Origin of the sequence: Psychromonas sp. KJ10-10 (assembly GCF_047323245.1) — a bacterium.
Classification (GTDB): domain Bacteria; phylum Pseudomonadota; class Gammaproteobacteria; order Enterobacterales; family Psychromonadaceae; genus Psychromonas.
On the sequence record NZ_CP178826.1, the window covers coordinates 3,090,890 to 3,117,364 of the forward strand.

At 36.6% G+C, this 26,475-nt stretch carries 27 protein-coding genes and 5 pseudogenes; 12 read left to right on the top strand and 20 right to left on the bottom strand.

Annotated elements, in window-relative coordinates; translation table 11 throughout:
- Positions 1-16: 16 nt before the first annotated feature.
- The 4 genes and pseudogenes from ACLKMH_RS17760 to ACLKMH_RS17775 all read left to right on the top strand — a co-directional run bounded on the left by ACLKMH_RS17760 (position 17) and on the right by ACLKMH_RS17775 (position 2,291).
- Positions 17-982: pseudogene (locus ACLKMH_RS17760) on the top strand (lytic transglycosylase domain-containing protein).
- Between the two features lie 92 nt (positions 983-1,074).
- The gene (locus tag ACLKMH_RS17765; protein ID WP_413699316.1) at positions 1,075-1,515 is read left to right on the top strand and encodes a YcgN family cysteine cluster protein; all 441 of its coding nucleotides are present in this window, start codon (positions 1,075-1,077) and stop codon (positions 1,513-1,515) included.
- 9 nt (positions 1,516-1,524) lie between these two features.
- Positions 1,525-1,890 (top strand): arsenate reductase (glutaredoxin), encoded by a 366-nt coding sequence (gene arsC, locus ACLKMH_RS17770; RefSeq protein WP_413699317.1) that lies wholly within the window; start codon positions 1,525-1,527, stop codon positions 1,888-1,890.
- 5 nt (positions 1,891-1,895) lie between these two features.
- A complete protein-coding gene (locus tag ACLKMH_RS17775) occupies positions 1,896-2,291 on the top strand; it encodes a DUF2069 domain-containing protein (protein ID WP_413699318.1) in 396 nt (131 codons plus the stop codon).
- Between the two features lie 49 nt (positions 2,292-2,340).
- Here ACLKMH_RS17775 and ACLKMH_RS17780 read toward each other — a convergent pair whose 3' ends face one another.
- From ACLKMH_RS17780 to ACLKMH_RS17805, 6 genes are all read right to left on the bottom strand, one after another.
- The gene (locus tag ACLKMH_RS17780) at positions 2,341-2,901 is read right to left on the bottom strand and encodes a heme-binding beta-barrel domain-containing protein (protein ID WP_413699319.1); all 561 of its coding nucleotides are present in this window, start codon (positions 2,899-2,901) and stop codon (positions 2,341-2,343) included.
- Positions 2,902-2,944: 43 nt separating this feature from the next.
- Positions 2,945-3,544 carry a protein-disulfide isomerase gene (locus ACLKMH_RS17785; RefSeq protein ID WP_413699320.1) on the bottom strand — a complete coding sequence of 200 codons (600 nt, stop codon included), beginning with the start codon at positions 3,542-3,544 and terminating at the stop codon, positions 2,945-2,947.
- Positions 3,545-3,619: 75 nt separating this feature from the next.
- Positions 3,620-4,657: a lactonase family protein gene (locus ACLKMH_RS17790; RefSeq protein WP_413699321.1), complete on the bottom strand. Its 1,038-nt coding sequence runs from the start codon at positions 4,655-4,657 to the stop codon at positions 3,620-3,622.
- Positions 4,658-4,770: 113 nt separating this feature from the next.
- Positions 4,771-5,922 (bottom strand): DUF711 family protein, encoded by a 1,152-nt coding sequence (locus tag ACLKMH_RS17795; RefSeq protein WP_413699322.1) that lies wholly within the window; start codon positions 5,920-5,922, stop codon positions 4,771-4,773.
- A 102-nt stretch (positions 5,923-6,024) separates the two neighbouring features.
- The gene (locus ACLKMH_RS17800; RefSeq protein WP_413699323.1) at positions 6,025-6,300 is read right to left on the bottom strand and encodes a hypothetical protein; all 276 of its coding nucleotides are present in this window, start codon (positions 6,298-6,300) and stop codon (positions 6,025-6,027) included.
- A gap of 205 nt (positions 6,301-6,505) precedes the next feature.
- On the bottom strand, positions 6,506-7,546 hold the full coding sequence (locus ACLKMH_RS17805) for an OmpA family protein (RefSeq protein ID WP_413699324.1): 1,041 nt from the start codon (positions 7,544-7,546) through the stop codon (positions 6,506-6,508).
- Positions 7,547-7,734: 188 nt separating this feature from the next.
- On the opposite strand from ACLKMH_RS17805, the gene pdsR reads away from it, so the two are divergent.
- Genes pdsR through ACLKMH_RS17825 form a run of 4 tightly spaced genes read left to right on the top strand, consistent with a single transcriptional unit; the run spans position 7,735 to position 11,754 of the window.
- Positions 7,735-8,442: a proteobacterial dedicated sortase system response regulator gene (pdsR, locus tag ACLKMH_RS17810; protein WP_413699325.1), complete on the top strand. Its 708-nt coding sequence runs from the start codon at positions 7,735-7,737 to the stop codon at positions 8,440-8,442.
- On the top strand, positions 8,442-10,343 hold the full coding sequence (pdsS, locus tag ACLKMH_RS17815) for a proteobacterial dedicated sortase system histidine kinase (protein ID WP_413699326.1): 1,902 nt from the start codon (positions 8,442-8,444) through the stop codon (positions 10,341-10,343). Before pdsR ends, pdsS begins: the two co-directional genes overlap by 1 nt.
- Positions 10,333-10,725: an ATP-binding protein gene (locus tag ACLKMH_RS17820; RefSeq protein WP_413699327.1), complete on the top strand. Its 393-nt coding sequence runs from the start codon at positions 10,333-10,335 to the stop codon at positions 10,723-10,725. The genes pdsS and ACLKMH_RS17820 overlap by 11 nt, the downstream gene beginning before the upstream one ends.
- A gap of 12 nt (positions 10,726-10,737) precedes the next feature.
- The gene (locus ACLKMH_RS17825; protein WP_413699328.1) at positions 10,738-11,754 is read left to right on the top strand and encodes a coproporphyrinogen III oxidase; all 1,017 of its coding nucleotides are present in this window, start codon (positions 10,738-10,740) and stop codon (positions 11,752-11,754) included.
- 62 nt (positions 11,755-11,816) lie between these two features.
- On the opposite strand, the gene ACLKMH_RS17830 is transcribed toward ACLKMH_RS17825, so the two are convergent.
- Positions 11,817-12,110: an HlyU family transcriptional regulator gene (locus ACLKMH_RS17830; protein WP_413699329.1), complete on the bottom strand. Its 294-nt coding sequence runs from the start codon at positions 12,108-12,110 to the stop codon at positions 11,817-11,819.
- Between the two features lie 178 nt (positions 12,111-12,288).
- Here ACLKMH_RS17830 and pyrC point away from each other — a divergent pair.
- A pseudogene (gene pyrC, locus ACLKMH_RS17835) lies at positions 12,289-13,319 on the top strand (dihydroorotase).
- A gap of 83 nt (positions 13,320-13,402) precedes the next feature.
- Here the strand turns inward: pyrC and ACLKMH_RS17840 are convergent.
- Positions 13,403-13,996 carry a PhnA domain-containing protein gene (locus tag ACLKMH_RS17840; RefSeq protein WP_413699330.1) on the bottom strand — a complete coding sequence of 198 codons (594 nt, stop codon included), beginning with the start codon at positions 13,994-13,996 and terminating at the stop codon, positions 13,403-13,405.
- A 285-nt stretch (positions 13,997-14,281) separates the two neighbouring features.
- On the opposite strand from ACLKMH_RS17840, the gene ACLKMH_RS17845 reads away from it, so the two are divergent.
- Entirely contained in the window at positions 14,282-15,430 is a 1,149-nt protein-coding gene (locus tag ACLKMH_RS17845; RefSeq protein WP_413699331.1) for a methyltransferase, read from the top strand.
- A gap of 80 nt (positions 15,431-15,510) precedes the next feature.
- Here ACLKMH_RS17845 and ACLKMH_RS17850 read toward each other — a convergent pair.
- From ACLKMH_RS17850 to add, 11 genes and pseudogenes are all read right to left on the bottom strand, one after another.
- Positions 15,511-16,897, bottom strand: a pseudogene (locus ACLKMH_RS17850) (sodium-dependent transporter).
- Between the two features lie 313 nt (positions 16,898-17,210).
- Positions 17,211-17,738 (bottom strand): cell division protein ZapC domain-containing protein, encoded by a 528-nt coding sequence (locus tag ACLKMH_RS17855; protein WP_413699332.1) that lies wholly within the window; start codon positions 17,736-17,738, stop codon positions 17,211-17,213.
- Positions 17,739-17,800: 62 nt separating this feature from the next.
- A pseudogene (gene pyrD, locus ACLKMH_RS17860) lies at positions 17,801-18,813 on the bottom strand (quinone-dependent dihydroorotate dehydrogenase).
- Positions 18,814-18,962: 149 nt separating this feature from the next.
- Positions 18,963-19,760 (bottom strand): hypothetical protein, encoded by a 798-nt coding sequence (locus ACLKMH_RS17865; RefSeq protein ID WP_413699333.1) that lies wholly within the window; start codon positions 19,758-19,760, stop codon positions 18,963-18,965.
- A 62-nt stretch (positions 19,761-19,822) separates the two neighbouring features.
- Complete coding sequence (locus ACLKMH_RS17870) at positions 19,823-20,089, bottom strand: hypothetical protein (protein WP_413699334.1); 267 nt, start codon at positions 20,087-20,089, stop codon at positions 19,823-19,825.
- Between the two features lie 86 nt (positions 20,090-20,175).
- Positions 20,176-20,544: a tRNA threonylcarbamoyladenosine biosynthesis protein TsaB gene (locus ACLKMH_RS17875; RefSeq protein WP_413699335.1), complete on the bottom strand. Its 369-nt coding sequence runs from the start codon at positions 20,542-20,544 to the stop codon at positions 20,176-20,178.
- Positions 20,525-20,896, bottom strand: a complete 372-nt coding sequence (tsaB, locus tag ACLKMH_RS17880; protein WP_413699336.1) for a tRNA (adenosine(37)-N6)-threonylcarbamoyltransferase complex dimerization subunit type 1 TsaB — start codon at positions 20,894-20,896, stop codon at positions 20,525-20,527. Before tsaB ends, ACLKMH_RS17875 begins: the two co-directional genes overlap by 20 nt.
- 56 nt (positions 20,897-20,952) lie before the next feature.
- A complete protein-coding gene (locus ACLKMH_RS17885; protein WP_413699337.1) occupies positions 20,953-22,287 on the bottom strand; it encodes an ATP-dependent DNA helicase in 1,335 nt (444 codons plus the stop codon).
- Positions 22,272-22,868 carry an ATP-dependent DNA helicase gene (locus ACLKMH_RS17890; protein ID WP_413699338.1) on the bottom strand — a complete coding sequence of 199 codons (597 nt, stop codon included), beginning with the start codon at positions 22,866-22,868 and terminating at the stop codon, positions 22,272-22,274. Before ACLKMH_RS17890 ends, ACLKMH_RS17885 begins: the two co-directional genes overlap by 16 nt.
- Before the next feature lie 114 nt (positions 22,869-22,982).
- The gene (locus tag ACLKMH_RS17895; protein WP_413699339.1) at positions 22,983-23,219 is read right to left on the bottom strand and encodes a hypothetical protein; all 237 of its coding nucleotides are present in this window, start codon (positions 23,217-23,219) and stop codon (positions 22,983-22,985) included.
- A 63-nt stretch (positions 23,220-23,282) separates the two neighbouring features.
- A complete protein-coding gene (add, locus tag ACLKMH_RS17900) occupies positions 23,283-24,287 on the bottom strand; it encodes an adenosine deaminase (protein ID WP_413699340.1) in 1,005 nt (334 codons plus the stop codon).
- A gap of 286 nt (positions 24,288-24,573) precedes the next feature.
- Here add and ACLKMH_RS17905 point away from each other — a divergent pair.
- A pseudogene (locus tag ACLKMH_RS17905) lies at positions 24,574-24,657 on the top strand (DUF2986 domain-containing protein); the annotation flags it as partial.
- An 81-nt stretch (positions 24,658-24,738) separates the two neighbouring features.
- On the opposite strand, the gene ACLKMH_RS17910 reads toward ACLKMH_RS17905, so the two are convergent.
- Positions 24,739-25,404 (bottom strand): response regulator transcription factor, encoded by a 666-nt coding sequence (locus tag ACLKMH_RS17910; protein ID WP_413699341.1) that lies wholly within the window; start codon positions 25,402-25,404, stop codon positions 24,739-24,741.
- Positions 25,405-25,706: 302 nt separating this feature from the next.
- Between ACLKMH_RS17910 and ACLKMH_RS17915 the strand changes: the two genes are divergently transcribed.
- Complete coding sequence (locus ACLKMH_RS17915) at positions 25,707-26,462, top strand: flagellar basal body L-ring protein FlgH (RefSeq protein ID WP_413699342.1); 756 nt, start codon at positions 25,707-25,709, stop codon at positions 26,460-26,462.
- Positions 26,463-26,475 lie beyond the last annotated feature (13 nt).

The window sequence follows — 26,475 nt, forward strand, 5'->3', positions numbered from 1 at the left end:
TGTTTCTTCGTTGCTCATGTTATCCATGACAACCAGTGCAGAATCAACAACAGCAGAACCAGAAAAAATGCCTTTTGAGCAATATGTTAGCGCTCTAAAAGTTGAAGCTATTGAAAAAGGCATCAACGAAGAGGTTGTAAATAAAGCCTTTGAAAAGGTCGAATTTTTACAGCGTAGTGTAAAAGCAGATAAAGCCCAGCCTGAATTTAAGTTAACACTTGATACTTATATTCCTCGCGCAGTGCCCGATTGGAAAATTAAACAGGCACGAGAAGCCTATAAGAAACACTATTACCTTTTACAGGAAGTCGGTAAAAAATATGGTGTTCAGCCTCGTTTTATTGTTGCTTTATGGGGCATAGAAACTAATTTTGGTCGCTTAACAGGTCGTCATTATATTATTTCATCACTTGCAACTATGGCCTACGAAGGTCGTCGCGAAACACTATTTAAAAGACAACTTTTTGCAAGCATTAACTATCCTTGAGCAAGGCCATATTGAACAGGATAAATTTATTGGTTCATGGGCTGGCGCTATGGGTCAAGTTCAATTTATGCCAACATCCTATTTAAATTATGCAGTGGATCATGATGGTGATGGCAAAAAAGATATTTGGAACAATTACGCCGATGTATTTGCCTCTGCCGCTAACTATCTTAAAACAGAGGGTTGGGACAACAGTGAAACCTGGGGAGACAAGTATTAATTCCTGATGATTTTGACGTTGAATTGGCAGGCATCAAAAAGAAGAAAACCTTACAGGAATGGCAGGACCTTGGTGTGCGACGTTTCGACGGTAGTGCCTTACCAAAGGTTGATATGAATGCCTCTATTATTATCCCTGATGATGCCTCTGGACGCGTTTATCTGGCCTATAATAATTACCAAGTACTAATGCACTGGAATCGTTCTTATTACTTTGCAACGGCAGTGAGCTATCTTTCTGAACGCATTCGATATCCGCGTGTCACAGCACCATAAGCACGTTGTAATGACAGTCTATTTGATAAAATAATTCCTTTTAAATAAGTCAAATAGATACCAATATTAGAAATACAAATAAGTAGAAATAAATGAGCCATTTTTGGGAAGAAAAGACATTAGCACAGATGAATCAAACAGAGTGGGAATCACTTTGTGATGGCTGTGGTAAGTGTTGCCTTAATAAAATTATTGATGATGATACCGAGGAATTACATTTTACAAATGTTGCTTGTCATCTTTTACACACTAAAACATGCCAGTGCCGTAAATACGATCAACGTTTCAAAATTGTAAAGGATTGCGTCAAAGTATCTCTCGATGATATCGACCAATTCCACTGGTTACCAAAAAGCTGTGCTTATCGTTTATTAATTGAAGACAAACCACTACCAGAATGGCACCCATTATTAACGGGTAGTAAATCTGCGATGCATAAAGGTGGCTTTTCTATTCGAGGTAAAATTATCTCAGAAACCGCTATAAACCCAGAAAACCTAGAAGACTACATTGCCATTTGGCCAGCAGAATAAGGAAACTCCATGACAGACATTACTATTTTTCACAATTCACGCTGTTCTAAAAGCCGTCAAACAATGGCGTTACTTGAAGAATTTATTCGTGAAAATACAACTAGCAATCTGGATATTGTTAACTATTTACAAACACCACCAACGTTAGCTGAATTAAAAGAAATCATCACCTTATTAGGCTTTACTTCGGCACGTCAATTAATGCGAACCGGTGAAGCTATTTATAAAGAGTTAGTATTAAAAGAAGAAACTGATGAAGCGGTTTTGTTGCAAGCTATGTTAGATAATCCAAAGCTTATCGAACGCCCTATTGTACTGGCTAACGGCAAAGCTAAAATTGGTCGTCCACCAGAATCTGTTTTAAGCATACTTTAAGCGTGATGAAAACTGAACACTATAAATTAGTAGCTCGGATCAGTTATTTTTTGCTGTTAAGCTTGATACCGATCTGGCACCTATGGTTATCGCCACCAGCGCTTAATTTAAGCCCTTGGTTAATTTTCAGCATTTGGTTTATTCCTCTTTTATTCCCTTTAAAAGGTATTATTCAAGGAAACCCGTACACTTTTGCTTGGTGTGGTTTTTTAGCATTACTATATATGATGCACGCCATTGTGGTTATTTATACTGCTTATTTAAACGGGACTAACATCGAGTTAAGCTTAGCAGTTTGTGAATTGTTATTCGCAAGCTTTTTCTTAATGGGTAATATTTATTTCGCTAAATACCGTGGTCAAGAACTCGGCCTGAGTATTCGCAAAAAGAAAGAAAAATAAATGCCCTCCGAACATCTCTTTTAAGGGATGTTCGAGGAAACTCTAGTTTTTATGCTTTTCTTGTTAGCTTGCTATTGTCAATATGGTCAAACTCTTTTCCATAGATATCCAATAACATAGTTTGCGAATAAATAAGCGAGCTTTCAGTTACTCTAACCTGTTGTACATAAGATTTCATTTTTGCATTTTTTGTCATAAATGGACTTTGAATAATTTGCCAATCCTGCTCTTCTATTGTGGCACTTACATTTAATACTGATTTTTTTTCAGTGCTTTCAAAGGGGCCAGAGGCAAGTACACACATTCCTCGAGGAATAGTTAATGAGTGCATCACAGTATCACTCCCCTGCTCCCATAACCAATAGCCCGTTTCATGGTGTATTAGTTTCCCGGTAGTATTTCTTCTCACTTCTTGAGAATAAAATACAACGCTTAATACTTGGGACTCCGCATTTTCTGTTTCGCCAATGCCTTTAAACACAATATTTTCATAATAACTATTAATCTCAGTTCCATCTGGCTCAGGCGCGATATCCTCACCTTTATTGCCCTCCCAATGGCCAATTAAGTGAGTCAGTGGACCATAGTTTGTTTCATCAATTGTGTTCATTGTTGCACCTTGTAAAATAAAAAGTTGTACCTTGTAAAGAATATTATTCGATGAGCTTTCGAACTTCTTTAACTAAATTCTGTGGCGATTTAAGATAACCAGCATGCTCAAGCAATATTGCACTATCACCATTGGTCAATAGCAACGCTGGAAAAGCGGTTGTTTGCATAAACTCTTGTAATTCTTGCACATCTGATTGCTGATATAATGCTTCATTACTCAAAGTATCTTTAAATATTTTTTTAGGGGGAGATAATTTAAACTCTGAAATAATATGGGCAAAATCATTCTTACAACCAAAAGGGTTTCCCTCAACAAAATGCTCTTTTTGCAAAGCATTTAAAACAGGTAAGGCTTTATCTGTTTGTTTCTCTTGCAACCAAGCCATAAAATTAGCGGCTACAATGGCATTTTTAGGACTGTCCGCATAACGAATATGTTCTTGTCCAAATTTCTGTAAACCTTGTTTTTCAGCTTCTTTTATTTGTGAAAAGCCAGCACAATCTCTACCATCATAATGCGCACAATGCCAAATATGTATTTCCATTTCTGGGAAACTTTCTCTTATAGCATTTACTAATGGTGTAGCAACATAACTCCAGGGACAGTGAGAGTCATAGATAAAATATAGTTCAGGGTGCATATAAATAACCTTTTAAAAATATTAATAGACAGTAGATTGCCTAAAAACAATGTCGTTTTTCTTAAATTAAATGATTTAAAGTGAATAAAAACATACACAGACGGCATGTTTAACTTCTAGCTTATTGCTTGTTTGTATGAGTAAACCCGAATTGATGTCTCGTTTGAAAACCTGTAAATAATTGCTATCTTGATGTGCAACTAATAACCACTGTTGGTTTGGTGAAAGTGCAAAATGACGAGGTGTTTTACCTCCCGTATTTGTAAATGCAATAACCTTAAGATCACCAGAAAAAGGCTCCACCTCAAAAACACAAATACTATCATGTCCACGATTACTGACATAAAGAAATTTACCATCTTGACTTAACGCCACCTCTGCAATTAAGCTTTCTCCATTGAACTCATTGGGTAAACTACTTAGTGTTTGTAGTAAACGTAAACTACCTTGTTGCACATCAAACTCAAATACAGATACCTCATTACTAAGTTCATTTCCTAGGTATAACCTATCTCCTTTGGGGCCAAAAGTAAGGTGTCTGGGACCTGAACCAGCAGGCATAGTGGCCGTAAAGACTAAATCCAATTGTTGTTCAGTCACTTGATATACTTTTAATGCATCGATGCCTAAATCTGCAACCACTAAAAAACGTCCATCAATACTCAATTTACTTGCGTGAGCATGGGCACTTTCTTGGCGTTCTAGGTTGCTACTTTGTCCTTGGTGTTGAACATGAGCATAGGCTGGTGACAATGTATGACCTGACAAGGAAAAAGCCCCCACCGAACCAGAACTGTAATTACTTATAAAAGCCTTTTTAGCATTTAAACTGATATGACAAGGGGAATACCCCATTGAACTTTGTTTGTTGATGAAAATAGGCAATTTGGGTTTACTGATATCGAAGCAACCTAATTGCCCTTCGCCAGCGCATTCACTCACAGCTAACAAATAGTTTTTATCTTTGCTAACAGCCAAGAAACTGGTATCAGGTAAATCGGCGACACTGGCTATTTCTTTTAATTGGCCTGTAATAACATCAAATTCGACAACTTTAATACCTACATTTCCCTCAGGTGTATAACACCCAAGATATAAAATTTCTTTATTCATTGATTCCTATCTCTGTCTCAGTGATGAGACATTGTGAATAACTTATATGTTTAATAGACAGTTTCAATTGTATCATAAAGGGGCTTTAAGACAGTTATCAAAGCGCAAATACACTAAGGTACAGCCAATACTGCACAATTGCACAAATCATCACTTTCGAATTGAGTCAATTCTCCAGCCTGTAGCCCAGGTACAGGGAATAAACGTACCGTTAAGGGTTTATTTAGCCTAAAAGCCATGGTACCAGTGTCTGCCATCAAGCTGGCTATTTTATCGGCAGGTGTATCACCAGGGATAGGCACAGTGTCTAAACCTATTCCACATACGGCACTATAGGTGAGTAATGAACGAATATCATATTGCCCATTAATTGTCCCCTCTGCGAGCCCTCTATCTTCTGTTACAGCAAGCATTAACCCAGAAAAACCCACCAGCGGTAAGGCAGAAACAGATTTAAATACACGCGTTAATAAAGCAGATGCTTCTACTGTTCCCGCTGCGCCAAAATATGGTACGCCTAATTGTTGATAGACATCAACCATACTTGCACAATCCTTTGATGGTGCGACTGAGCTGTCTATACCAGCAAACTTAAAGCGGTTATGATTTTCAGTTTGATCAAATTCTTTGATAATATCGGCAACCTGTGATGCATGATATTGTAAGGCCTGCGACATCAAAATTTGTTGTTGTTTTAATTTTTCTTGATCCGAAAAGGAAGTATTTTCCTGATTAAAATCTCTGAGTACTTTTACTAATAGGTCCGGCGTTTCAAAACCAATAACATATTGATTACCAAGTTCACTATTATGATAACTTGCTGGGAAATAAGGGATCAGAGGTTGGCAATTAAAGTTAACAGTAAAGTTAAAGTTACCTTCACCACGCTCAGTGATATTGGCAATTTCCTGAATGGCTTTTACCGAATCCTCAATCAAACGCTTGTCTAATAACGTAAATTCATCAATCGGCACATTAACACAGGCATTACATAAATCCCCAAATTCTTTAATGAGCTCAGGTAACAAAGCAATTTCATGGCTATTTTTAGCCTCACCTATAGCAAACCTAATCCGTAAGCCATCTGACTTTATTTCATTTAATAAGCATCGAATAAAACTAAGATCGTCACTGGCACTTTGTAAATTAGTGGTATCGATATATTCAGCAAAAGGATTGGTGACAATTCGAATTGATTGCACTTGATAACCTTGTTGTGCAAATCGATTTGCTAGGGACGAGACAAAATTGAGATGCTTTTTCAATTTCACTCTGCCATTGTTCTTTATTTTTTGTGAGTACAAGAAAGGTTGTAATAGTACGTAATTTACAAAGTGTTTTATCATGAAAGTTCACTGAATATCCTTTTAATGGTCTATAACGCCATTTCTGACCAAACTACGACGAATGTTGCGGCACAGTTTAGCAAATCTATCAATTTCAGTAAAATTGGGGACTTCCCCTATTTGTAATTTATGCTCCCACTCTATGACCTCAGTTTCAGCCAACTCAAGTAGCTTTTTAGGACAACCCACACAGGTATCACCACAAATCTGACTTTCGGGAGCATAAAAAGGAAAATCTTCGCGAACAAGTGTAATGATGTTCGACATTGCTGTTTGCCGATCTGGTTTTTTATTCATAAAAAATACTTTTAATATAATTTCTTCGTTAGTCAGTACGAATATTGTTACAGGCGATTAATTATGAGTAAAGAATTAAAGGACAGAGCTCAACACAAGCTTGATCATGATCATTTAGTCATATTTAATTACAAGACTTAAAAACTCTAGTTTTGAAGGTATTTAAGCCACTAACATAACATTAGGCTAGTGACTTAATCGCGGTTCAGAGCTTCATAACAGTTGCCATGTTATGTTTTGGTTGTTGTGAAAATTCGAATTTATGTTCAGTTTTAGGCTGAGTTATAGATTTATCGATACCTGAAGCCAGTAATTCTTGCTGTTCATTTACACTTACTTCATTAGATTCCTGTGAAACTATTTGATGAGCCGTTTGTTCTGTTTTTAATTGTGATGACGCATATTTTTTAATATTAACCATCTCAGATTTAACCTGATCTTTAAATTGTTCTGATAATGATGCCACTAAATCGTCATATTCGTGAATTTCAACTCGACGGGCTAAGCGTTTATTCTGTTCATTTTGTAATGATTGCTTAGACTGACTTTCCCCTAAAGAAACAATAATGAGTTTGTCTTCCTGCACACCTTTATTAACTAGATATTCAGTGACTGATTGAGCGCGTTTATACGCTAATTTATCATTATAAATATTATTACCTGTGAGATCAGCATAGCCCACTACTTGCCAAATTTTAGAATCATCTGCATTTTCATTCTGCATGATATGCGCTGTTTTGTTTAATAAGGGTAAGTACTTATCAGCCACTTCACTGGAATCAAAGGCAAACAAAACCTGCTCTGAAATTTCTTCCTTTGAAGGTAACTTGTCATTTAGGTTTTCCTTCACAATTAATGCCTCAGTTGACAAATCATGTTCAACCTCATTTACGGTTATATCAGTCATAGAGGGGGCAGGCGAAGTAGTGCTAATTTCTTGTATATTATTGTGTAAGTACATGTCATCAGCTTCTCTTGCATAGATATTTTCTGCTAAGCTTTGCGCCATTAATTCAGCTTCTATTAAGCGCTTTTCTTCTTCCGTTATGACTGTATTGTTTTTGCTATAATCAATAGTTTCCAGAAAGGCAAAGTGATTAATTAAATCTCTATTTTCATAAAATTCAACTAAGCTTTGAGTTTTGTTTCTGGGTTGGTATTTATCCCAAGAAATAAAACTACCAGTCACTGCTGACATAAATACGATACTTAAAACTGATTTTTTAAACGAGCTCATGTTTTTCATTTTAATTCCTTATAAATCACCTGTTGTTTTTGACCTGTTCATTAAAACAAGCTGTTGTGTTTTTTTTAGGGTGAAAAAATGGCTAATCGCTGATCAATTATGTTCAAAAAATGGCAATGTGATTGATTGACTATTTCCGCGCTTATTTTCCGTTATACTGCTACCCAGATAAAGTAAGAGGATAATCAATGAAACGTATTGCTATCGTTGAAGACGAAAAAGATATTCGTGAGAATTACATCGATTTAATCACTAAGCACGGCTATAAAGTGGAAGCTTATAGTAATCGAGTTGATGCTCTTAAAGCCTTTGAATGTCGTTTACCTGATTTAGCGCTGATTGATATTGGTTTAGGAAATGAATATGACGGTGGATTTTTACTTTGCCAAAGCCTACGTCAACTTTCTGCTAGTGTACCTATCATATTTTTAACCGCGCGTGATAACGACTTTGATACCATTTCCGGTTTGCGTTTAGGGGCTGACGATTACTTAACAAAAGATATCGGCTTAGAGCATTTAATGGTTCGTATTAGTGCCCTATTTCGCCGCATTGATGTGTTACAAAAACCAGTACAACAAAGCAATATTATTACCCGTGGGGAATTGATTATTGATAGCGATAGAATGCAAATATCGTGGCAGACAAACACACTAGATTTTACTATTACAGAGTTCTGGATTGTTTATGCATTAGCTAATCGAGCGGGCATAGTGCGCAATCGTCAACAATTAATGAGTGATGCAAATATGGTAGTGGATGACAATACCATCACGTCTCATGTTAAACGTATTCGCAAAAAATTTATTAAAATAGATCCCACCTTTAATGAAATTAATGCCGTTTATGGCATGGGCTATCGTTGGGATATCACTGCAATAGAGAAGTCAGATTAATGAAGTTTTTAGGTGGTTTACGCACTAAGGTTATTTTACTGGCAAGTTTCTTTTTGATCCTCCCCTGGTTGGGATATCAATATATTCTTGAAATGGAAAAGTTTTTACGTCAGGGGCAAGAGCAAACCTTAATGGGTACGACACGAGCAGTAGCAACAGCATTACACGAGCGCGCAACTCTATTTAATGCTCAGGCTAGTGCCTTAAATGAAATACAAGATGGGAAAGATTTATACGCCTATGACATTACTTCCCCATTACGAATTGATGGGCAACTTGATGATTGGCAAAATGAATTCGATAAAAGTATTGTTTATGGGCAACAACAGACGGTTTTCCAGCTGAATAAAAACACCACCAATCCAATATCATTCCGACATATGTTAGGTACTCAGGGAAAATATCTTTATGGATACCTGCAAGTAACTGACAAACACCCTGTATTTAAAGCCACTGACAGTCGCTTTTTGAACCGAAATGACCATCTGATAATTGCTATTAGCACACCTCAAAATAAACTACAGCGTTATATTATTTCTATTGAACAGGCGGGATGGTTTAATGCTTACCAACTTAATGATAAAAATGATTTAAAGCAAAATGAAACACAGAGCCTTTGGCAAGAAAGCAAAGATTTTATCGCTGAATTGCCGAAATTCCTCGGCGCTGAAACAGCAAGTGCACCAGAAAGAGAAAAACGTATTCAAGGTTATTGGCGTACAACTGCTGAAGGCTACAATATTGAGTTTCGTTTTCCTATCGACATGTTAGGAGACAAGCTTGGACTTGCATTACATACCACTTCTAATAATAACACCGGCGAAATAAATAATATCATCGCGACATCAAGCACTGAAAACCTGCAACAATTAGGCACAGTATTAGTTCCTTCCCCTGAAATAGATAAAATCTTAAAGGGATTAAGTCATACTCAATCTCGCCTTTGGGTCGTGGATAGACATCAGCGTGTACTTGCCAGTGCAGGTGATATTCATCAGGCCTCTGGTGTTTGGCCTAAAAATATTCAGATTACAGAAAAAGACAAACAAGATACAAAAGCGGTGACACTTTGGAAATCCTTACAATTAAAAATATTATCGCCGCTTTATCGGTTGTTATTCCCGGCACCTAATAATGACTTTATTGATGAACTTGAAGGGTCAACACAACTTAACAGTGAATTTATAAAACAGGCATTAACAGGAGAGTCTCAATCTCATTGGCGTCAAACATCAGATAACAAAGCCATGATACTTTCCGTCGCTAGCCCGATTTTTATTGGTGATAAAGTGATGGGTATTGTGGTGGCAGAAGAAACCACTAATGGCATTCGTGCCTTACGCAATCAAGCATTAGAAACACTTTTTAATGTACTTATTGCAGTAATAGTCATTGCAACCCTACTATTGTTTTTCTTCACCGCTAATATTGCCTCACGGATTTCGAAACTAAGTCATCAAGCCGAAAAAGCAATTGATGAACAAGGGAGAATTGCATTACCTTTCATTCCATCCTCTTCTAAAGATGAGATAGGTTACCTTTCACGTAGCTTGTCAGAAATGGTCAAACGCCTTGGCGACTATCATCGATATTTAGAAAAGTTACCCTCTCGCCTTTCTCACGAATTAAGTACGCCAGTTGCAGTTGTCCGTAGTTCCTTAGATAATCTTGCGTTATTACAACAGGATGAAGAAAGCAAAAAGTATATAACACGCGCTAAAACCGGTATTTTGCGCTTAAATCGCATTTTAACCAGCATGAGTGAAGCAACTCGATTAGAGCAAAGCTTGCAATCGGGAGAAAAAATTTCTTTAGCATTGCAAGGTTTACTAACAAATTGTGTACAGGGCTACCAGATGACTTATCCTGAGCAAGCACTTTGTTTTAAAAATGTCTCCTGAATTACAACAAAATAAACTAACTATAAATGCAGATCCTGACTTTATTGTGCAATGCTTAGATAAGCTAATAAATAATGCCATGGAGTTTAATCTTAAAAATGAGCCGATTGAGGTGACCTTAAGACAACAGGAAAATGAAGCAGTTATTGGAATTCATAATAAAGGCCCTTTATTACCTAATGCAATGAGTGAAGAATTACTTAATTCTATGGTATCAGTACGCGAACACAAACAGCCGATACAAAATGCAGAACACACTCACCTTGGCTTAGGGTTATTTATTGCCAAATTAATTTGTGATTTTCACCAGGCTAGCATTGCAATCACCAATAACAAAGAAAAGAATGGGGTAAGCGTCACCCTGCGCTTTCCACTAATCTAACTGAGACAAAAAATGAGAAAACCAGCAACATCAGAAAAAGCCATTAGCGCGCTTAATATGCTTACTAAGGCACAGAAATATTTTGTTAAACAACTCAGTTTAGTTTGCCAAAAAAACAGTTTAGCGGAACAATTCACAGCAAAGCAATGGTTACGAGATAATGGTATTCACGGAGGCGGTGTACGTTATGAAGCACCTATAAACAGCTTATTTAATCAAGCATCCGTAAACGTATCGCAAATTCAATATGAAGATATGCCAGAGAAAGCCTTTGTATCAGCTACGGCATTATCTACAATTATTCACCCTGTTTCCCCTCTCGCGCCTTCAGTACATATTCATGTCAGTTGGACTGAATTAAGAAATGGAAAAAGTTATTGGCGGGTGATGGCAGATCTCAACCCTGCTATTGAGTCTCAGCAAGATACTGAAATATTTAACCAGACATTAAAAAATGTGTCAGGGAAATATTTTAAGCATGCAAAAGAAGCAGGAGATAAATACTTTCATATTCTCGCATTACAAACACACCGTGGTGTGAGCCATTTTTATCTAGAGGGATTTAATCCGGAAAATGTTTCTGGACTAGTTTTTTGTGAAGACTTCTTGTTTGCGGTTATTGATACTTATATCGCGATATTTTCTGAAAAGGTCAGCCAGCAAAAGGCAACTAATCAAACCATCAGCATCGCTGAAAAACAGCAACAACTTGATTATCATACGCTCTACTTATATCAAGTATTAACACTCGATAAAGGCACAACCGCAGGATTATTAATTCATGATCAAAATGATCTTGGCACCTTGGCTTCATTGTCGCGTTTTATCAACCAATCATTATTAACTAGCTGGATAGATAAAACAGCGCATCCATTTAATGAACTGGTACAAGCAATCGTATCTGTTTTACCTAACGCTGATAAAGATAGTGATATACAAATATGTGAAATAACCGACGACATCAAAATACTTATCACTGGCGCAATGCGTAGCTATTACAAAATACATCCTTTAAAGAAAAGTAACTAAAAAGGAAAATAACAAAGCCCTTTCATTAAAGGTAAGGGGCTTTGTTTTAGTAAATACAAAACTTATTTATCAAAAATCTTATCGCCCATTTGATCAATCAGGGTTTTACACTTTAACATGGTTAATTCCACAGCACTGTCTGCACTAGCGACGGTATCAGAACGAATAAACTGATGTTGTTTCGCCTCTTCACTTTCTGTAGTAGGTTTTTCAATCACCGCGACGATACGATATTGGCCTTGATCGGGTAGTGGTTTAGGCGTAATTATAAGCCCTTTGTACTCTTCACTTGGATAACTTGGCTCAGACTTTTCTCCAGAACCAAACATGCCTGCTACTTTTGCAAAAAATCCCATAACATCCCTTTTAATAAGTTAATAAAATAGTTTCAAAACATATCATAAATATTGTTGTTATTGTTATCTTTCTAGAACTAATCGGCAAAACAAAATATGCAATAAATGCTTAGGTTAAAACAGTGAAATAAGATGTAAAAAGTTGTAACATAGCCGCAAATTTAAAGGAGACTGTCAAATGACTAAACTAACGATCACCCGCCCTGATGACTGGCATGTACATCTTCGTGATGGCGATGTTTTAAACGATACGGTGCGTGATACAAGCCGTTATATGGGCAGAGCGATTATTATGCCTAACCTTGTTCCTCCGGTTACCACCACCGAATTAGCGCAGGCTTATCAACAACGCATTATGGCGGTATTGCTCCAAAAGCAACCTTTAAACCATTAATGGTGTTATATCTAACTGACAATACCAGTGCCGATGAAATCAGAAAAGCAAAGGCATCAGGTCTTGTTTACGCCGCAAAACTATACCCAGCAGGCGCAACAACAAACTCAGACTCAGGTGTTACTTCGACTGACAACATCAAAGAAGCTTTAATAGCAATGCAGGAAGTTGGCATGTTATTACTGGTACATGGTGAAGTAACAACTCATGATATTGATATTTTTGACCGTGAAGAGCAATTTTTAAAGACAGTTCTCACACCACTTGTTGAACAGTATCCAAATCTTAAAATTGTACTGGAACATATCACTACTAAAAATGTCGCTGACTTTGTTAGCGCAACTGGCCCTAATGTTGCGGCAACCATTACAGCGCATCACTTGATGTATAACCGTAACCATATGTTAGTGGGTGGTATTAAACCGCACTTTTATTGTTTGCCTATTCTAAAACGCAATATTCATCAACAAGCGCTTGTAAAAGTCGCGACGAGTGGATCTAAGAAATTCTTTTTAGGAACAGATTCTGCACCACATACCAAACAAAGCAAAGAATCAGCCTGTGGCTGTGCGGGGTCTTATACAGCTTTTGCCGCGCTAGAGTTATATGCAGAAGTATTTGAAGCTGAAGACGCGTTAGATAAATTAGAAGCTTTTGCTAGTTTCAATGGCCCTGATTTTTACAATCTACCACGTAACAGCGATACAATTGAACTTCATAAAACATCATGGGATGTACCAGAAACATTGAGTTTTGGTAGTAATAAAGTGGTGCCGATTAAAGGCGGAGAAGCAATTACTTGGAAAGTGCTTTAATTCTACAAAAAAATAATCGCGTTAGGAACAATCTCTAACGCGATTAACTAAGATTAATAGTGAAAACATTCACTTATGAAATATTAGTCTTCAAAAAGAGGCATCTTTTTAAGGTAACAAGTCAATAATACAATACGAACACCTTCAACACGCCCTTCGATTTGCTCAGGGTTATCTAAAATTGAAATATTACGTACAGGCGTACCACGCTTAGCGGTAAAACCAGCTCCTTTAACTTCTAAATCTTTAATTAGGGTCACGTTATCACCCGCGACTAGTATTGTGCCGTTAGAATCGCGCGTTGGTGGAACTTCTTCGATATTATCAGTCGCAACACCATAGTCAGCCCAGGCTTTAGTTTCATCTTCCATGTAAAACATGTCTAATAAATCCTGCGCCCAACCTTCCGTTGATGATAAACGTGTTAACAAACGAAACGCGGTGACTTGTACAGCGGGTACTTGACTCCACATACTGTCATTCAAACAACGCCAATGGTTATTATCCATTGGTGTTTCTTTATTGAGTTGCGATTCACATGTTGCACATACTAATACAGATTTGTCTGAATTAGGCTCTTTAACAGGCGGAACTTCGAATATTGATAGTTCATCCGTCGAACCACACAGCTCACAGGCTGAATTATTACGCTCTTTCAGAGCCGTTAAAATGGGCATATTTAAAACCTTAATAAATTGAGGGGTAAAAAGTGGCAATATTATGCGCTTCTTTGTCGCTAAAAAAAGGCAAAATGACAGGCTAAGATTTAACTAGGACTTAATAGAAGCTTAAGCAAAGGTTTCAAATTAAAATTAAAACACCACCTAATGGTTGAATTTATTAACTATTTTTAGTTTAGGAACGATACATAAGTAATAAACATAAAAATACTTATCTATATAAGGTTAAGCACGTTAAAATACCTCTTTTTAAAAGTAATCACCTTAATTTAGGCAAATTTAATGAATGAACTATTAACAATTGCAGACCAAAATCTAGTCCTGCACCGTCATCCGAGACATAAAAAAGAGACACTACAGGCATGGGATTCTGCTGATGAGTATTTGATCAATCACTTCACTGAAAATGAATTACAAAACCAATTAGGTGAAGAAGGACAATTACTGATTATTAATGATAGTTTTGGTGCCTTAAGTTGTTTTTTCCAGCAGTTAAAACGCACTACAATCACTGATTCTTACCTTTCTTTAAGTTCAATCAAATTGAATATGCAACGTAATAATTGCAATGAAGAGAATTTCCTAATTCAAGATTGTTTACAAACTTTTCCTGAAAATGTCAAAGTGGTTCTGATCAAAGTACCTAAAACAAATGCATACCTAGAGTATTTATTACAACAATTACGTGAAGTGATTTCAGCTGATACTATCGTTGTTGCGACCGGTAAAGTAAACATGATCCATAACTCTACCTTAGATATTTTTGAAAAGTATATTGGTAGCACTAAAACATCACTTGCGAAAAAGAAATCTCGTCTTATTTTCAGTCTGGTTGAAAGCCAAACACTCCCAGAGAATGAAATTGCAACCACCTGGGAAATTGAAAAGCAAGGTTGGAAAATTCATAATCACGCTAATGTATTCTCTCGTAATCACCTTGATATTGGTGGTCGTTATTTAATGGATAATTTACCTGAAGGTGACTTTGAAAAAGTGGTCGACTTAGGTTGTGGTAATGGCGTTGTAGGTATGACAGCAATGCAAACTTATCCTAATGCACAGGTGACCTTCATTGATGAGTCCTTTATGGCCGTCGATTCTGCTCGCATTAATGTCATTAAAAACTTTGAAGAAGAAAGAAGTGAAAATGCACGTTTTGTTGTCAATAATGGCCTACTTGGCTTTAAAGGTGAAAGTTACGATTTAGTATTATGTAACCCGCCTTTCCATCAACAGCAAGCGATTACTGATCATATTGCTTGGAGCATGTTTAATGAGGCACGTTTTGCATTAGTAGAAAATGGTGAGCTGGTGATTGTTGGTAATCGTCATTTAGATTATAAAGATAAACTAGAGCGTATTTTTGGTAACTGTGAGCTTGTTGCTGAAAACAAAAAATTTGTTATTTTACGTGCAATAAAAAGTTATTAAAATTAAGCTAGTTTAAAGCTAATACAAAAAAGCAACTCACTGAGTTGCTTTTTTATTGCATCAAATTCAGATATTACTCTTTAAAATAAACCAATTGCATTAATAAACACAAGAGAAATCGCAATAGGTGCAACATAACGTAATAACACCATGATCAATTTGAACTGCCCTGCGGATAAACTGAATTCTTCTTCGACAAACTTTTCTTTCATAAACCAGCCAACAAAAACTGACGTCAGTAAGCCACCTAGAGGCAAGAAGATATTAGCTGTTAAATAATCTAAGCCATCAAAGATTGTTTTTCCTTCCCCCATAAAAGTAAGTAATGTCCAGCTTTCACCCGATAAAGAAAAGATAGTTAGCATGCTCAGCAACCAAATGCCTAATCCAGCAACAAAGGCGACCTTAGCACGTCCGAAACCCTTGTCTTTCTACTAAATAGGCGATGACCGACTCTAGTAATGCAATCGCAGAGGTAAAGGCGACAAAAACAACCATAACAAAGAATAGCGTCCCAACTACATCGCCCATCGGCATAGAACCAAAGGCAATTGGCAATGCTTGAAAAAGAAGCCCAGGGCCTGCACTAGGTGCTAAACCATGTGCAAAAACAATTGGGTAGATAGCAAGTCCGGCAATTAATGCCACAACCGTATCTGCAATCGCAATCAGGATAGAAGTTTTGGCGATAGACACACCTTTTGGTAAATATGCACCGTAAACCATCATAATGCCCGATGCTAAACTAAGTGTGAAGAACGCATGCCCTAATGCCACGAGAACTCCTTCAATAGTTAATTTCGAAAAATCGATATTAAACATAAAAGCAAAGGCAGCGACAAAATCGCCAACAATGGCTGAATAAATCATAATTGCAACTAGTAGTACAAACATAGCAGGCATTAGATAAGTAACAGCAGTTTCAAGGCCATCTTTAACACCCTTGGACAAAATGTATACCACAGCAACAACAATCAAGGTCGTATAAATAAATAGCTTAGGTACACTAGTGACTAAATTTCCAAATAAAGCACCGATTGTCTCTGCTTGGCTAGCAGGATCTGACAGCGTAGACACTAAATTCGCCAGTCGTACCATAAAACATATAAGCAACAGCCCAACCAGCAATAACGACATAGAAACTTAAAATAAGGTAACCCGCTAATACTCCCATCGAACCGATAATCGACCAGTGAGATGAACTATCTGATTCTGTTGCAACCATAGCGACAGATTAGCAGGAGTCGAACGTCCTCGTTTACCGATAGCCACTTCAGCCATCATGATAGGAATACCAATGAAAAGAATACATAACAAATAAACTAAGACAAAGGCACCACCACCGTTCTCTCCCATAATATAAGGAAACTTCCATAGGTTCCCTAAACCAACAGTCGCACCCGTGGCGACAAGGATATAAGCATATTTATTTGACCAGCGATTGGAAACATGTGTTTCAGTATTCATTTAAAGCCTTTCCGTTATAAAAAAAGAGCTCTTTATAGTGAAATAGATATATGAATACAAGTCTTTAAAAGTGTAATTTTTTACCAAAGAATCAATAAAAAAAGCTAACAACTTGCATAAAAACACAAAATATTAATTCTAATATTCATATATGAGAACTGCAGTGAATGATTATGCAAAAAGATGAAGCAATTTTTTGCATAATAAACAAGCTAAAATGGGATATATACCCGTTACCAATCCAAATACTTTGTATCTTGAATGGTAACGGGTATAGAACATTGATAGAAAAATTAAATAAGAAAAGATAACTTTAATGAGTTAAATTTATTTTATCTAGGGTTACTTTTACTATTTGAAACTGAGGTAATGCTTTACGTTTAGTAACTTGATGAATGTGATCAATTAACATACATAATGCAAAGTGTTGTTCATCTTCAATGACCAAATAATGGGCAGATTCAAGGCCATCTTTACTAGTTAAACTAACATGCATCATGGGTTCAACATCGGGCCTTTTACCTGCAATTGTTGGTTGTTCACTTTCCGTAAACAACCAACTTTTGGGCATAATTGGTTTATGGAATAATTCAATCGCAAGTATATGTAGAATAATTTTACAGGCAAATTCATCTTCATAATCTCTCAAGGCAACGCTTTCAAACAATTGCGTATATCGAGCAACATCATCAACGGTAAAAGGAATCGTTTTATTCTCAGGAAAAATCAGCATATTACTTTTATAGATAATATCGATGTGATAATCACCCATTTGTAATGTTAATAGAGATCTTTGTTTATCAAAAACCCACTGCCAATGCGATTGCGGAATAAACCCCATGATTTCCCTGAAACTCCTTTATGCAATTAAAAATGTAACTACTTAAAACCCTAAGTAGATATTTAAATATTATTAACGATTAATTTAACTAATGGTGGCCCTTGATAAATAAAACCACTGTAAATTTGTACCAAACTTGCTCCCGCTTCTATTTTCTCCTTAGCGAGCAGTCACACTATCAATACCACCAACACCAATAATAGGTACTTCACCTTTTAAGTGATTAGCAAACTTTTTAATCACCACAGTACTTTTACTCTGTAAAGGACGCCCACTTAAACCACCAGCTTCAGAGGCATGTGACATGCCCTTTATCATACTTCGATCAAGTGTTGTATTAGTCGCAATCAATCCATCTATTTTATGTTTTAGTACTGAATTTGCAATCGACTCGATTTCTTCATCAGTTAAATCAGGTGCAACTTTAAGCGCAATAGGAACATATTTATCATGTTTTTTATGTAGCTCTGCTTGGCGCTCTTTTAATGAAGAAAGTAGATCGTCCAAAGCTTCGCCATATTGTAAAGAACGTAATCCTGGCGTGTTTCGGAGAAGAAATATTAACCGCGACATAACCCGCATGAGCATAAACTTTATCGAGACATAATAGGTAATCATTTTTACCCTCTTCAACCGGCGTAGAAAAATTCTTACCGATATTAATACCAATAACCCCTTTAAAGTTACTTGCTTTAACATTATTAATCAGACTATCAACCCCCTGGTTATTGAATCCCATTCGGTTAATGATGCCTTCAGACTCTAATACTCTAAATAAACGTGGCGCATCATTACCAGGTTGACCTACTGGTGTCACTGTACCAATTTCAATATGTCCAAAGCCCATCGCACCAAAAGCATCGATACATTCTCCATTTTTGTCTAAACCAGCGACTAAACCCAGAGAGTTTGGAAAAGTAAGCCCCATTACTTCGACTGGACGTTGCTGAACCTTTTGACGATAAAACATATCTAAAATGGTGCCGTGTGTCATTTTTAGCTGTTTTATTGATAAATCATGTGCTTTTTCAGGGTTGAACAGGAATAAAAAACTACGCATGATGCGATATAACATAATAAAGGCCTTTAAAATAAGTGGGGTATAATAATTGCGCTCATTGTACCGCCATCACCCCATTAGCTCAAGATGCATTATTAATGGCGCAAATAAATTCCGAGAGTCAATGAGGTAAAATAAAGAAAAGACGATAACAACTTAAGTGATTATTTTATATTTAGTTTTTGATATCCATGAACGCGAGCACGCCAGCCTTTTAGCCAACGAAATTCATCTCTTGGCGCATTTTTAACTCGGCGAGTTAACATTTCATCAGCGACCAGCCCAAAACTACGTAACGGATTTTCATAGTATTCTGGCATCGCTAATAATACTTGCTTTAATCCCCAACCTTGACCTTGATAAGTTTCTTTTTCATTAACCCCTTCACCTTTAAAATTAACATAATCAAGTAATGTAAAAATGGCTTCTGGCGTTGCAAGGCGCTTTAGGTGCTTAGTTAAAGTAACTCTTTCCTGTTCAGTGCTATTAGCTAGGATCATAGGAATCGCTTTTTCTAGTCTAATCACAATAAAACGTACTTGTATTGCTAAATTATCATTCAGCAATTCTCGTAATTCGGTAAGTTGAGGATCATAAAATGCGTTATAGAATTCTTCCCGAGACTGCCAAGGAGCAACCTGTGCAGAGGTTAACCACTCTGGTAATTCAATACCGTTTTCACTCATAAAAGTTAATAACTGAGGAAACTGTTCTTTAAAAGGCCCCTTTTCAATGGTCGGATACCAAATAAAATGACCTAAGCCCAAGGAAGGAAAGTCTTCACCTCGATTCCAAGCGGTTAAGTGCTCTATCTTTTGTTTGCCTTCATTTTCCCAAATTAAATGCGCCAATTGTTTTGCTTGTTCTGCGGTTAAATCTACTTTGAAGGGAGCCTCAGAGGAAGCAAAAATTGAAAAGGAGAGAGAGCTAGAAAGTAAAAAAATAATAAAAAATCGCAACATTGAAATCACCAGAAAATGAACAATCTTCTATTAAACCACAAAATGAAAACTCATGCTTTCCATTATTGAGTCACGTTTTTCCTGTCCGCAACTTGCACATATGCATTTACAGCACCTAGTTGCTTAGGACTCGGATTATCGTAACCTAAACTTTGATGAAGTGAATCTTTTTGCTTTTCAGATAACACCATAGAAAATTGTTCTGACTTAGTTTTTTTAACAACAGGCGTCACTTCACTAACGTTAGCAGAGCTCGCATTTTTAGTGCTGGTTCCCTTGTTAACATTAATGGGTGATGTCGTAAATGTTGTATTATTAACGATTGTCATTTATATCCTACTTTGTTCTTTTTAAAAATTTTATTGATTTCATTTTAAATAGTTATCTTTAAGTATCGCACAATAATCGCACAAAGCTAATATATTTTAGCGACCTGGTAATTTTTCCAAGTGACTTTATCTCTTAAATAAACTGGCGTTGCTAATTCTGGTTGAACTGTCGCACCCAGTGCAGTATCAAAACAAACTTGATCCAGCATGTATTTCGATGATGGAAACTCAATATCAAATAATGTATTTATTTTAAAATATTCTAATAGCTCAGGATAAGCTTGCCAACCACTCCCAACTAATGCGGCATTTTCTAACACAGTTAACTCAAGTGCTAAAAGATCTGCTGGTTTAATGACAACTTCTTCATCCACTACTGTCATTAAATCGCCAATTAATTGGTAGTGAGCAAAATAGACTTCTCCCATACGCGCATCAATAGCAGCGATAAACATTTGATACATTTGACGTTTTATAGGCTTGTTGCGCCATCGCCTGTAATGTTGAAACTCCCACCATTGGTTTTTCAATACCAAATGCTAAACCCTGTGCAATGCTAATGCCAATTCTTACGCCAGTAAAACTGCCTGGACCACGTCCATAAGCAACCACATCAATATCATTGATAGCAAGTTTTGCCTCGGCAAGCACCGATTCTACCGTAGGTAAAATTTTTACTGTGTGTTCACGTGGAGCAAACATGTATTTATCAAAAATAGTTGTCTGTTCATCACTCTGTTTTAATATTGCTACAGAGCAAGCTTCCGTTGAAGTATCAACACAAAGAATATTTAATTTTTGAAGCATTTTATAACCTATTATCTTTTTTATTAATCTATGTTTATTAATCTATGTTTATTAATCTATGTTTTTAGAAAATCGATGGCATTTAATAATGAACGAGTGCGAGGCATGCACGGTAAACTATTCAAGAAAAGATTACCATATTTACGAGTCACCAAACGGTTATCGCAAACAATCACCACCCCTTTATCCTCTTCAGCACGAATTAAGCGCCCAATTCCCTGTTTAAAGGTAATAACAGCCTGTGGCAGTTGCACATCAAAAAAAGGATCTTTGCCTTTTAATTGTGCATCTTCAATACGTGCCTTTAACAAAGGTTCCTCAGGAGAGCTAAAGGGTATTTTATCGATGATGACACAGGATAATACTTGCCCTCGGACATCAACGCCTTCCCAAAAACTACCGGTTGCAACAAGCAATGCATTACCGTGTTCAATAAACTCATCAAGTAATGCTTGTTTACTCTTTTCACCCTGCAATAACACCGGCATAGTTAGCGTTTGTCTAAATCCAGTTGCCAATTGATTCATCATGGCATGGCTAGTACATAAAAAGAAACATCGCCCTTTACTGGCTCGAATAACGGGGGCTAACTGTTCAACTAATTTAGTTGCTAACCCTGGTGGTTCAGGCTCAGGTAATAGTCGAGGCACAACAAATAAGGTTTGATTCGCATAATCAAAGGGACTACTTAGCTGTAAGCATTGACTATTCTGTAAACCAAGCAATTCCGTAAAATGATCAAATTTACCTTTAACCGATAGCGTCGCAGAGGTAAACACCCAAGTAGCGACTTTCTTTTTACACTCTAACTGAAAACGTTCAGCCACACTTAAAGGAGTGATATTCAGAGAGAAATGTTGTCGAGTGCAATCAAACCAATAACTAAAACCGCTTTCATTAACATCATTTAATTTTTTAAATAATAACGTAAATTGACTAAGTTTTTCATAACAATGATCGAGTACCTCACTTTTACCTAAGCGCTCAATTAATACTTCACTCAAAAACTCCATTACCTGCACTAAACGTTGTGCATGAAGTCGCATAATGCGTTCTCGAGATTTATCTCGCCAACTACCAGTACCTTTATCTATGGCAAAAGCTAAACGAAAATCCAGGGTTGCCGTACGTAATTGCTCAGTCGCTTTAGATATTTGTTTCGCTTCACGTAATTCAGTGCGATAAACGAAGTCGATTTCCTTTGCCAGCTCTAATAATTGTCGACTAGAGAGTGACTCCCCGAAGTACAGGCTGGCAATATCAGGAAGTTGATGTGCTTCGTCAAAAATATAACTGCTAGCTTCTGGAATAAGTTCGCCAAACCCGGTTTCTTTAACCGCTAAATCCGCAAAAAACAAATGATGATTTATCACCACTACATCTGATTCCATGGCTTTTTTCTTGCTTTAACAATAAAGCAATCATCAAAACTAGGGCATTCCCTGCCGATACAATTATCATTAGTGCTAGTAATTGCGGGAATAATAAAAGCATCTTCAGGTAAATCATCGATTTCAGCAATATCACCTGTTTTAGTAGAAAGTGACCAGTTTTTTATTTTAACGAGCTCGATTTGCAGTGCTTTTTCTTTGTGTTTACTTTCTAACATAAAGCGATTTAAGCGTTCATTACAAAGGTAATTGCTACGCCCTTTTAAAAGGGTTACCGTCCCAGTGAAGTTGGTCGCCTTGAGCATTAAGGGCAGATCTTTAATATAAAGTTGTTCCTGAAGGGCTTTACTACCAGTGGAAATAATTATTTTAGCACCAATGCTTTTATCAAAACTCAACAGTGCTGGCGCTAAATAAGCAAAGGTTTTGCCCGTTCCGGTTTCCGCCTCTACCACTAAGGGTTGTTTGCTTTTAATAACAGATGCTACCGCCTCAGCCATTTCTACCTGCGAATCACGAGCTATAAAGTGAGGTAAAATTTGATTAAGTGCACCTGTTGGTGAGAAGAATGATGAAATCAAGGTAACAACTCTTATGGCGAATTTAGAAGGCGTATTCTACTGTAATAAGTTTATTTTGACAGGCTTTAAATCCGCCCTAATTATAGAAGTGATAACTGTATTACTGATCACGAGTTAAACAGTGATATCAATATGCGTTTTAGATTCGCCATCATCCTTATCATTGTCTTTATTACGCACTTTTATTTTTTGAAGGTTATGTATGCTTTCAGCGACGTCTTCGGGGGAACTATTATTATTGCGGTTAGACGCTTGATATTTTTTAGGCTTCTCATTAGTTAATCTTGCACTATCGAAGGGCTTAAAAACATAGGTTCGATTAATAAACTGCGTTATTAAATGCTGACTCATAAATTTCTCCTATTACCGCTCTCTTATTTAAGTATATCGGCAATAGGAGAAAATGCTTAAATTTTAACCGCGCTGTTGTGCCATCGCTCGTAAAACGTGCTTTTCTTTGTCTGATAAAAAGGCTTGATCTAAACCATTAATTTGCGCTTGACGAATTTGTGACTGTGTTAATCCGACATTATAAGTCGCAACTTCATATTCAAAGGGTAATTCAATTCCTTCAACAGCAGGATCATCAGTATTTAAAGACGCACAAATACCCTGTTCTAAAAACGTTTTGATTGGATGATTTTTAATATCTGCAATGGTGCTAGTTTGAATATTTGATGTAATACATGACTCAATGCCAATTTGGTGTTTCGCTAAATACTCCATTAGCTTTTGATCTTCTATGGCATTTACACCATGGCCAATTCGTGTCGCGCCTAATTCATTTATTGCCTGCCAAATACTGCTTGCTCCTGCGGCTTCCCCAGCATGAACAGTCACTTGTAATCCAGCATCTCGTACCAGTTTAAAGTGATCCACAAAAAGACTACCTGGTTGCCCCAGTTCATCGCCCGCTAAATCAATTGCGACTAATTTTTCTTTATGTGTCAACAAACCTTGTAATTCCTGCAAACATGCTTGTTCACCAAAAGTGCGACTCAAAATACCAATCATATTCGCTTTAATATTGAAATCTCGACAGCCAGCCTGTACCCCATCAATGACAGCCTCTACCACACCAGCAATAGGTAAATTATGTTTCATCGCCATATAATAAGGTGAAAAACGTAATTCAGCATAATCAATACGCGCATTTTTAGCGTCTTCAACATTTTCATAAGCAACGCGACGACAGGCATCAAGGTCACCTAAGACAGCAACACCCCAATCGAGCTTTGATAAAAATGCCACTAGATTTGGTTCTGTTTCAACAACTTGTACATGAGGACGAAGTAATTCAACAGAATCAGCAGGCAAAGGCAAAGCAAATTTTTGCCCTAACTCTAAAATTGTCTGCGTACGAATATTACCATCGAGATGGCGATGAATATCTGTAAGGGGCAAATTGCTTGTGATCATGATGTCGTCTCTCAAAAATTTTAGAAATAATTATTTACTAATTATAAACCAGTGTTGTTTAATAAATCAGCGCTAATAAAGGTTAAATAGCTTTCTTTTTAATAAAAAACTAACTCATTTACAAAATGTGTTGTTTCATTGAGAGTACTTGTATTTAAATAATAGTTCATTACAATGACGTTTTTTAAATGCTAGGAATAAATAATGAATCGTAAGAAAAAATTAAACAAAATACTTAATTCTCGCATAAAAAAATGAATGCCAAAAAGCACCTAAAAATAAAGAAAAGTATGTTTCTAAGGCTGAACGTGAGAAATTAGCATTGGCACAAGCACAGGAAAATGAGCAAACTAAACAACAAGAGGAATAAAAAGTAATTGAGCAAAAAACATTAGGAATGTAGTGTCATTTATATGTTCAACTTTTATATGTTCAACTTTCCTAATGTTTTTTAAACTTTAAAAGCAAAACCATAGCCTTTAACAGTTTGTAATAATTCGCTTTGACTAACAGTATCAAGGCGTTTTCTTAGATAATGAATATGTACTTTTAAACAATTACTGTCCGGAGTTGCATCTCCCCAAACATGATGTAATAACAAATTACGGCTTACGGCATTAGGACTGTTACGCATTAATAAGTCTAATATATTGAATGCGGTGGGAGAAAGTTTCAACAATTGATCATTACAATAAACTGTTTTATCAAAAAAGTTTAGTTTAGTTTGGCCAATTTCCAGTGATTTCATTTGACCACTTCGGCGTCGAGATAACGCTTGCACACGCACTACTAACTCATCCATTTCAAAGGGTTTCACCAAATAATCGTCAGCACCAGCATTAAAACCTTTAATTTTATCCGCTAATGAATCTCGTGCAGTTAACATGATAATAGGTGTATCAATACCCTGTTCACGAATATTCTGACATAGCTCCAGACCATCCATTTGAGGCAAGTTAAGATCCAGAAGTATCACCTGGTAATTATTTTTATTAATTAGATTTAAACCAGATATACCATTGCATGCATGATCGCATTGCATATCATTAAGTAAGAAGTAGTCAACAATACCACTGGCAAGGTCCATGTTGTCTTCTACAAGAAGAAGGTTCAGCATAATTCTTTATCTATCTCTACTGGTTAAAAAATATTTACTTTACTAATTTATACAGAGTATAAATAACGACTCTACAAATATACTTATAAATTAGACAGTTAAAGATTAACTCGCCAATGTGCAACAAATGTGCAAGAAATAAGGAGAAATTGAGACAATCGGATAAAAAGGCAAAAATCGATTAAATAACCATCAATTTAGTGGGTTTTTATGTGTAACTTTAACCTGGCTTTAACCCGCCTAGCGTTAACATGTAATTTGTTTATTTCATATCAAATATCATATTTTATGGACGATTACTTATGTATAAAATCAGCCTTGTTATTTTAGTTAGTTTATTATCTGGTTGCTCCACTGTTGTAGATACTATTGATGATGCAACAACAGCAGTACAAGAAAGGCAGGATAAAGTTCAACGGCAGGTTACTGAGAGTACCAATAATAGTTCGCCGACGCCAGGTGACCCCTATTATGCACCTATAGAGCCACGCAAAGCACCTATTCCCTTAGAAATTACAGGCTCTCTTTTTAACTCTCATATTTCAACGGACCTTTACAGCTACGCACCTAAATTTGCACTCGGCGATACCATTAATGTGCTGTTAGAAGAAGAAACCACCGCCAGTAAATCTGCTACTTCAAACCTTTCCAACGAAAGTAACTACAACCTAGATCCTATTAGCGTTCCAGGTGGTAGTCTGACGGTCAATGGCAAAGAGGTTGAACTCGGAGTTGCACAGGATCAAGATTTTGATGGTGAATCTGGCAGTACACAAAAACATACTCTCTCTGGAAAAATAACTGTATCCGTGATTGATGTGCTTAATAATGGCAATTTAGTGGTACGCGGAGAAAAGTGGTTAGTAATAAATAATGGTAAAGAATATATTCGAGTAACGGGCATCATAAGACCATTAGATATTACCGAGGACAATTCAGTGATGTCTTCTCAAGTCGCTGATAGCAGAATTGAATTCAGTGCGACTGGCGAGCAAGCCGACGTTCAAACACGCGGTTGGTTATCATCATTATTTAGCAGTAGCTTATGGCCAATATAGAGATTTAATATTA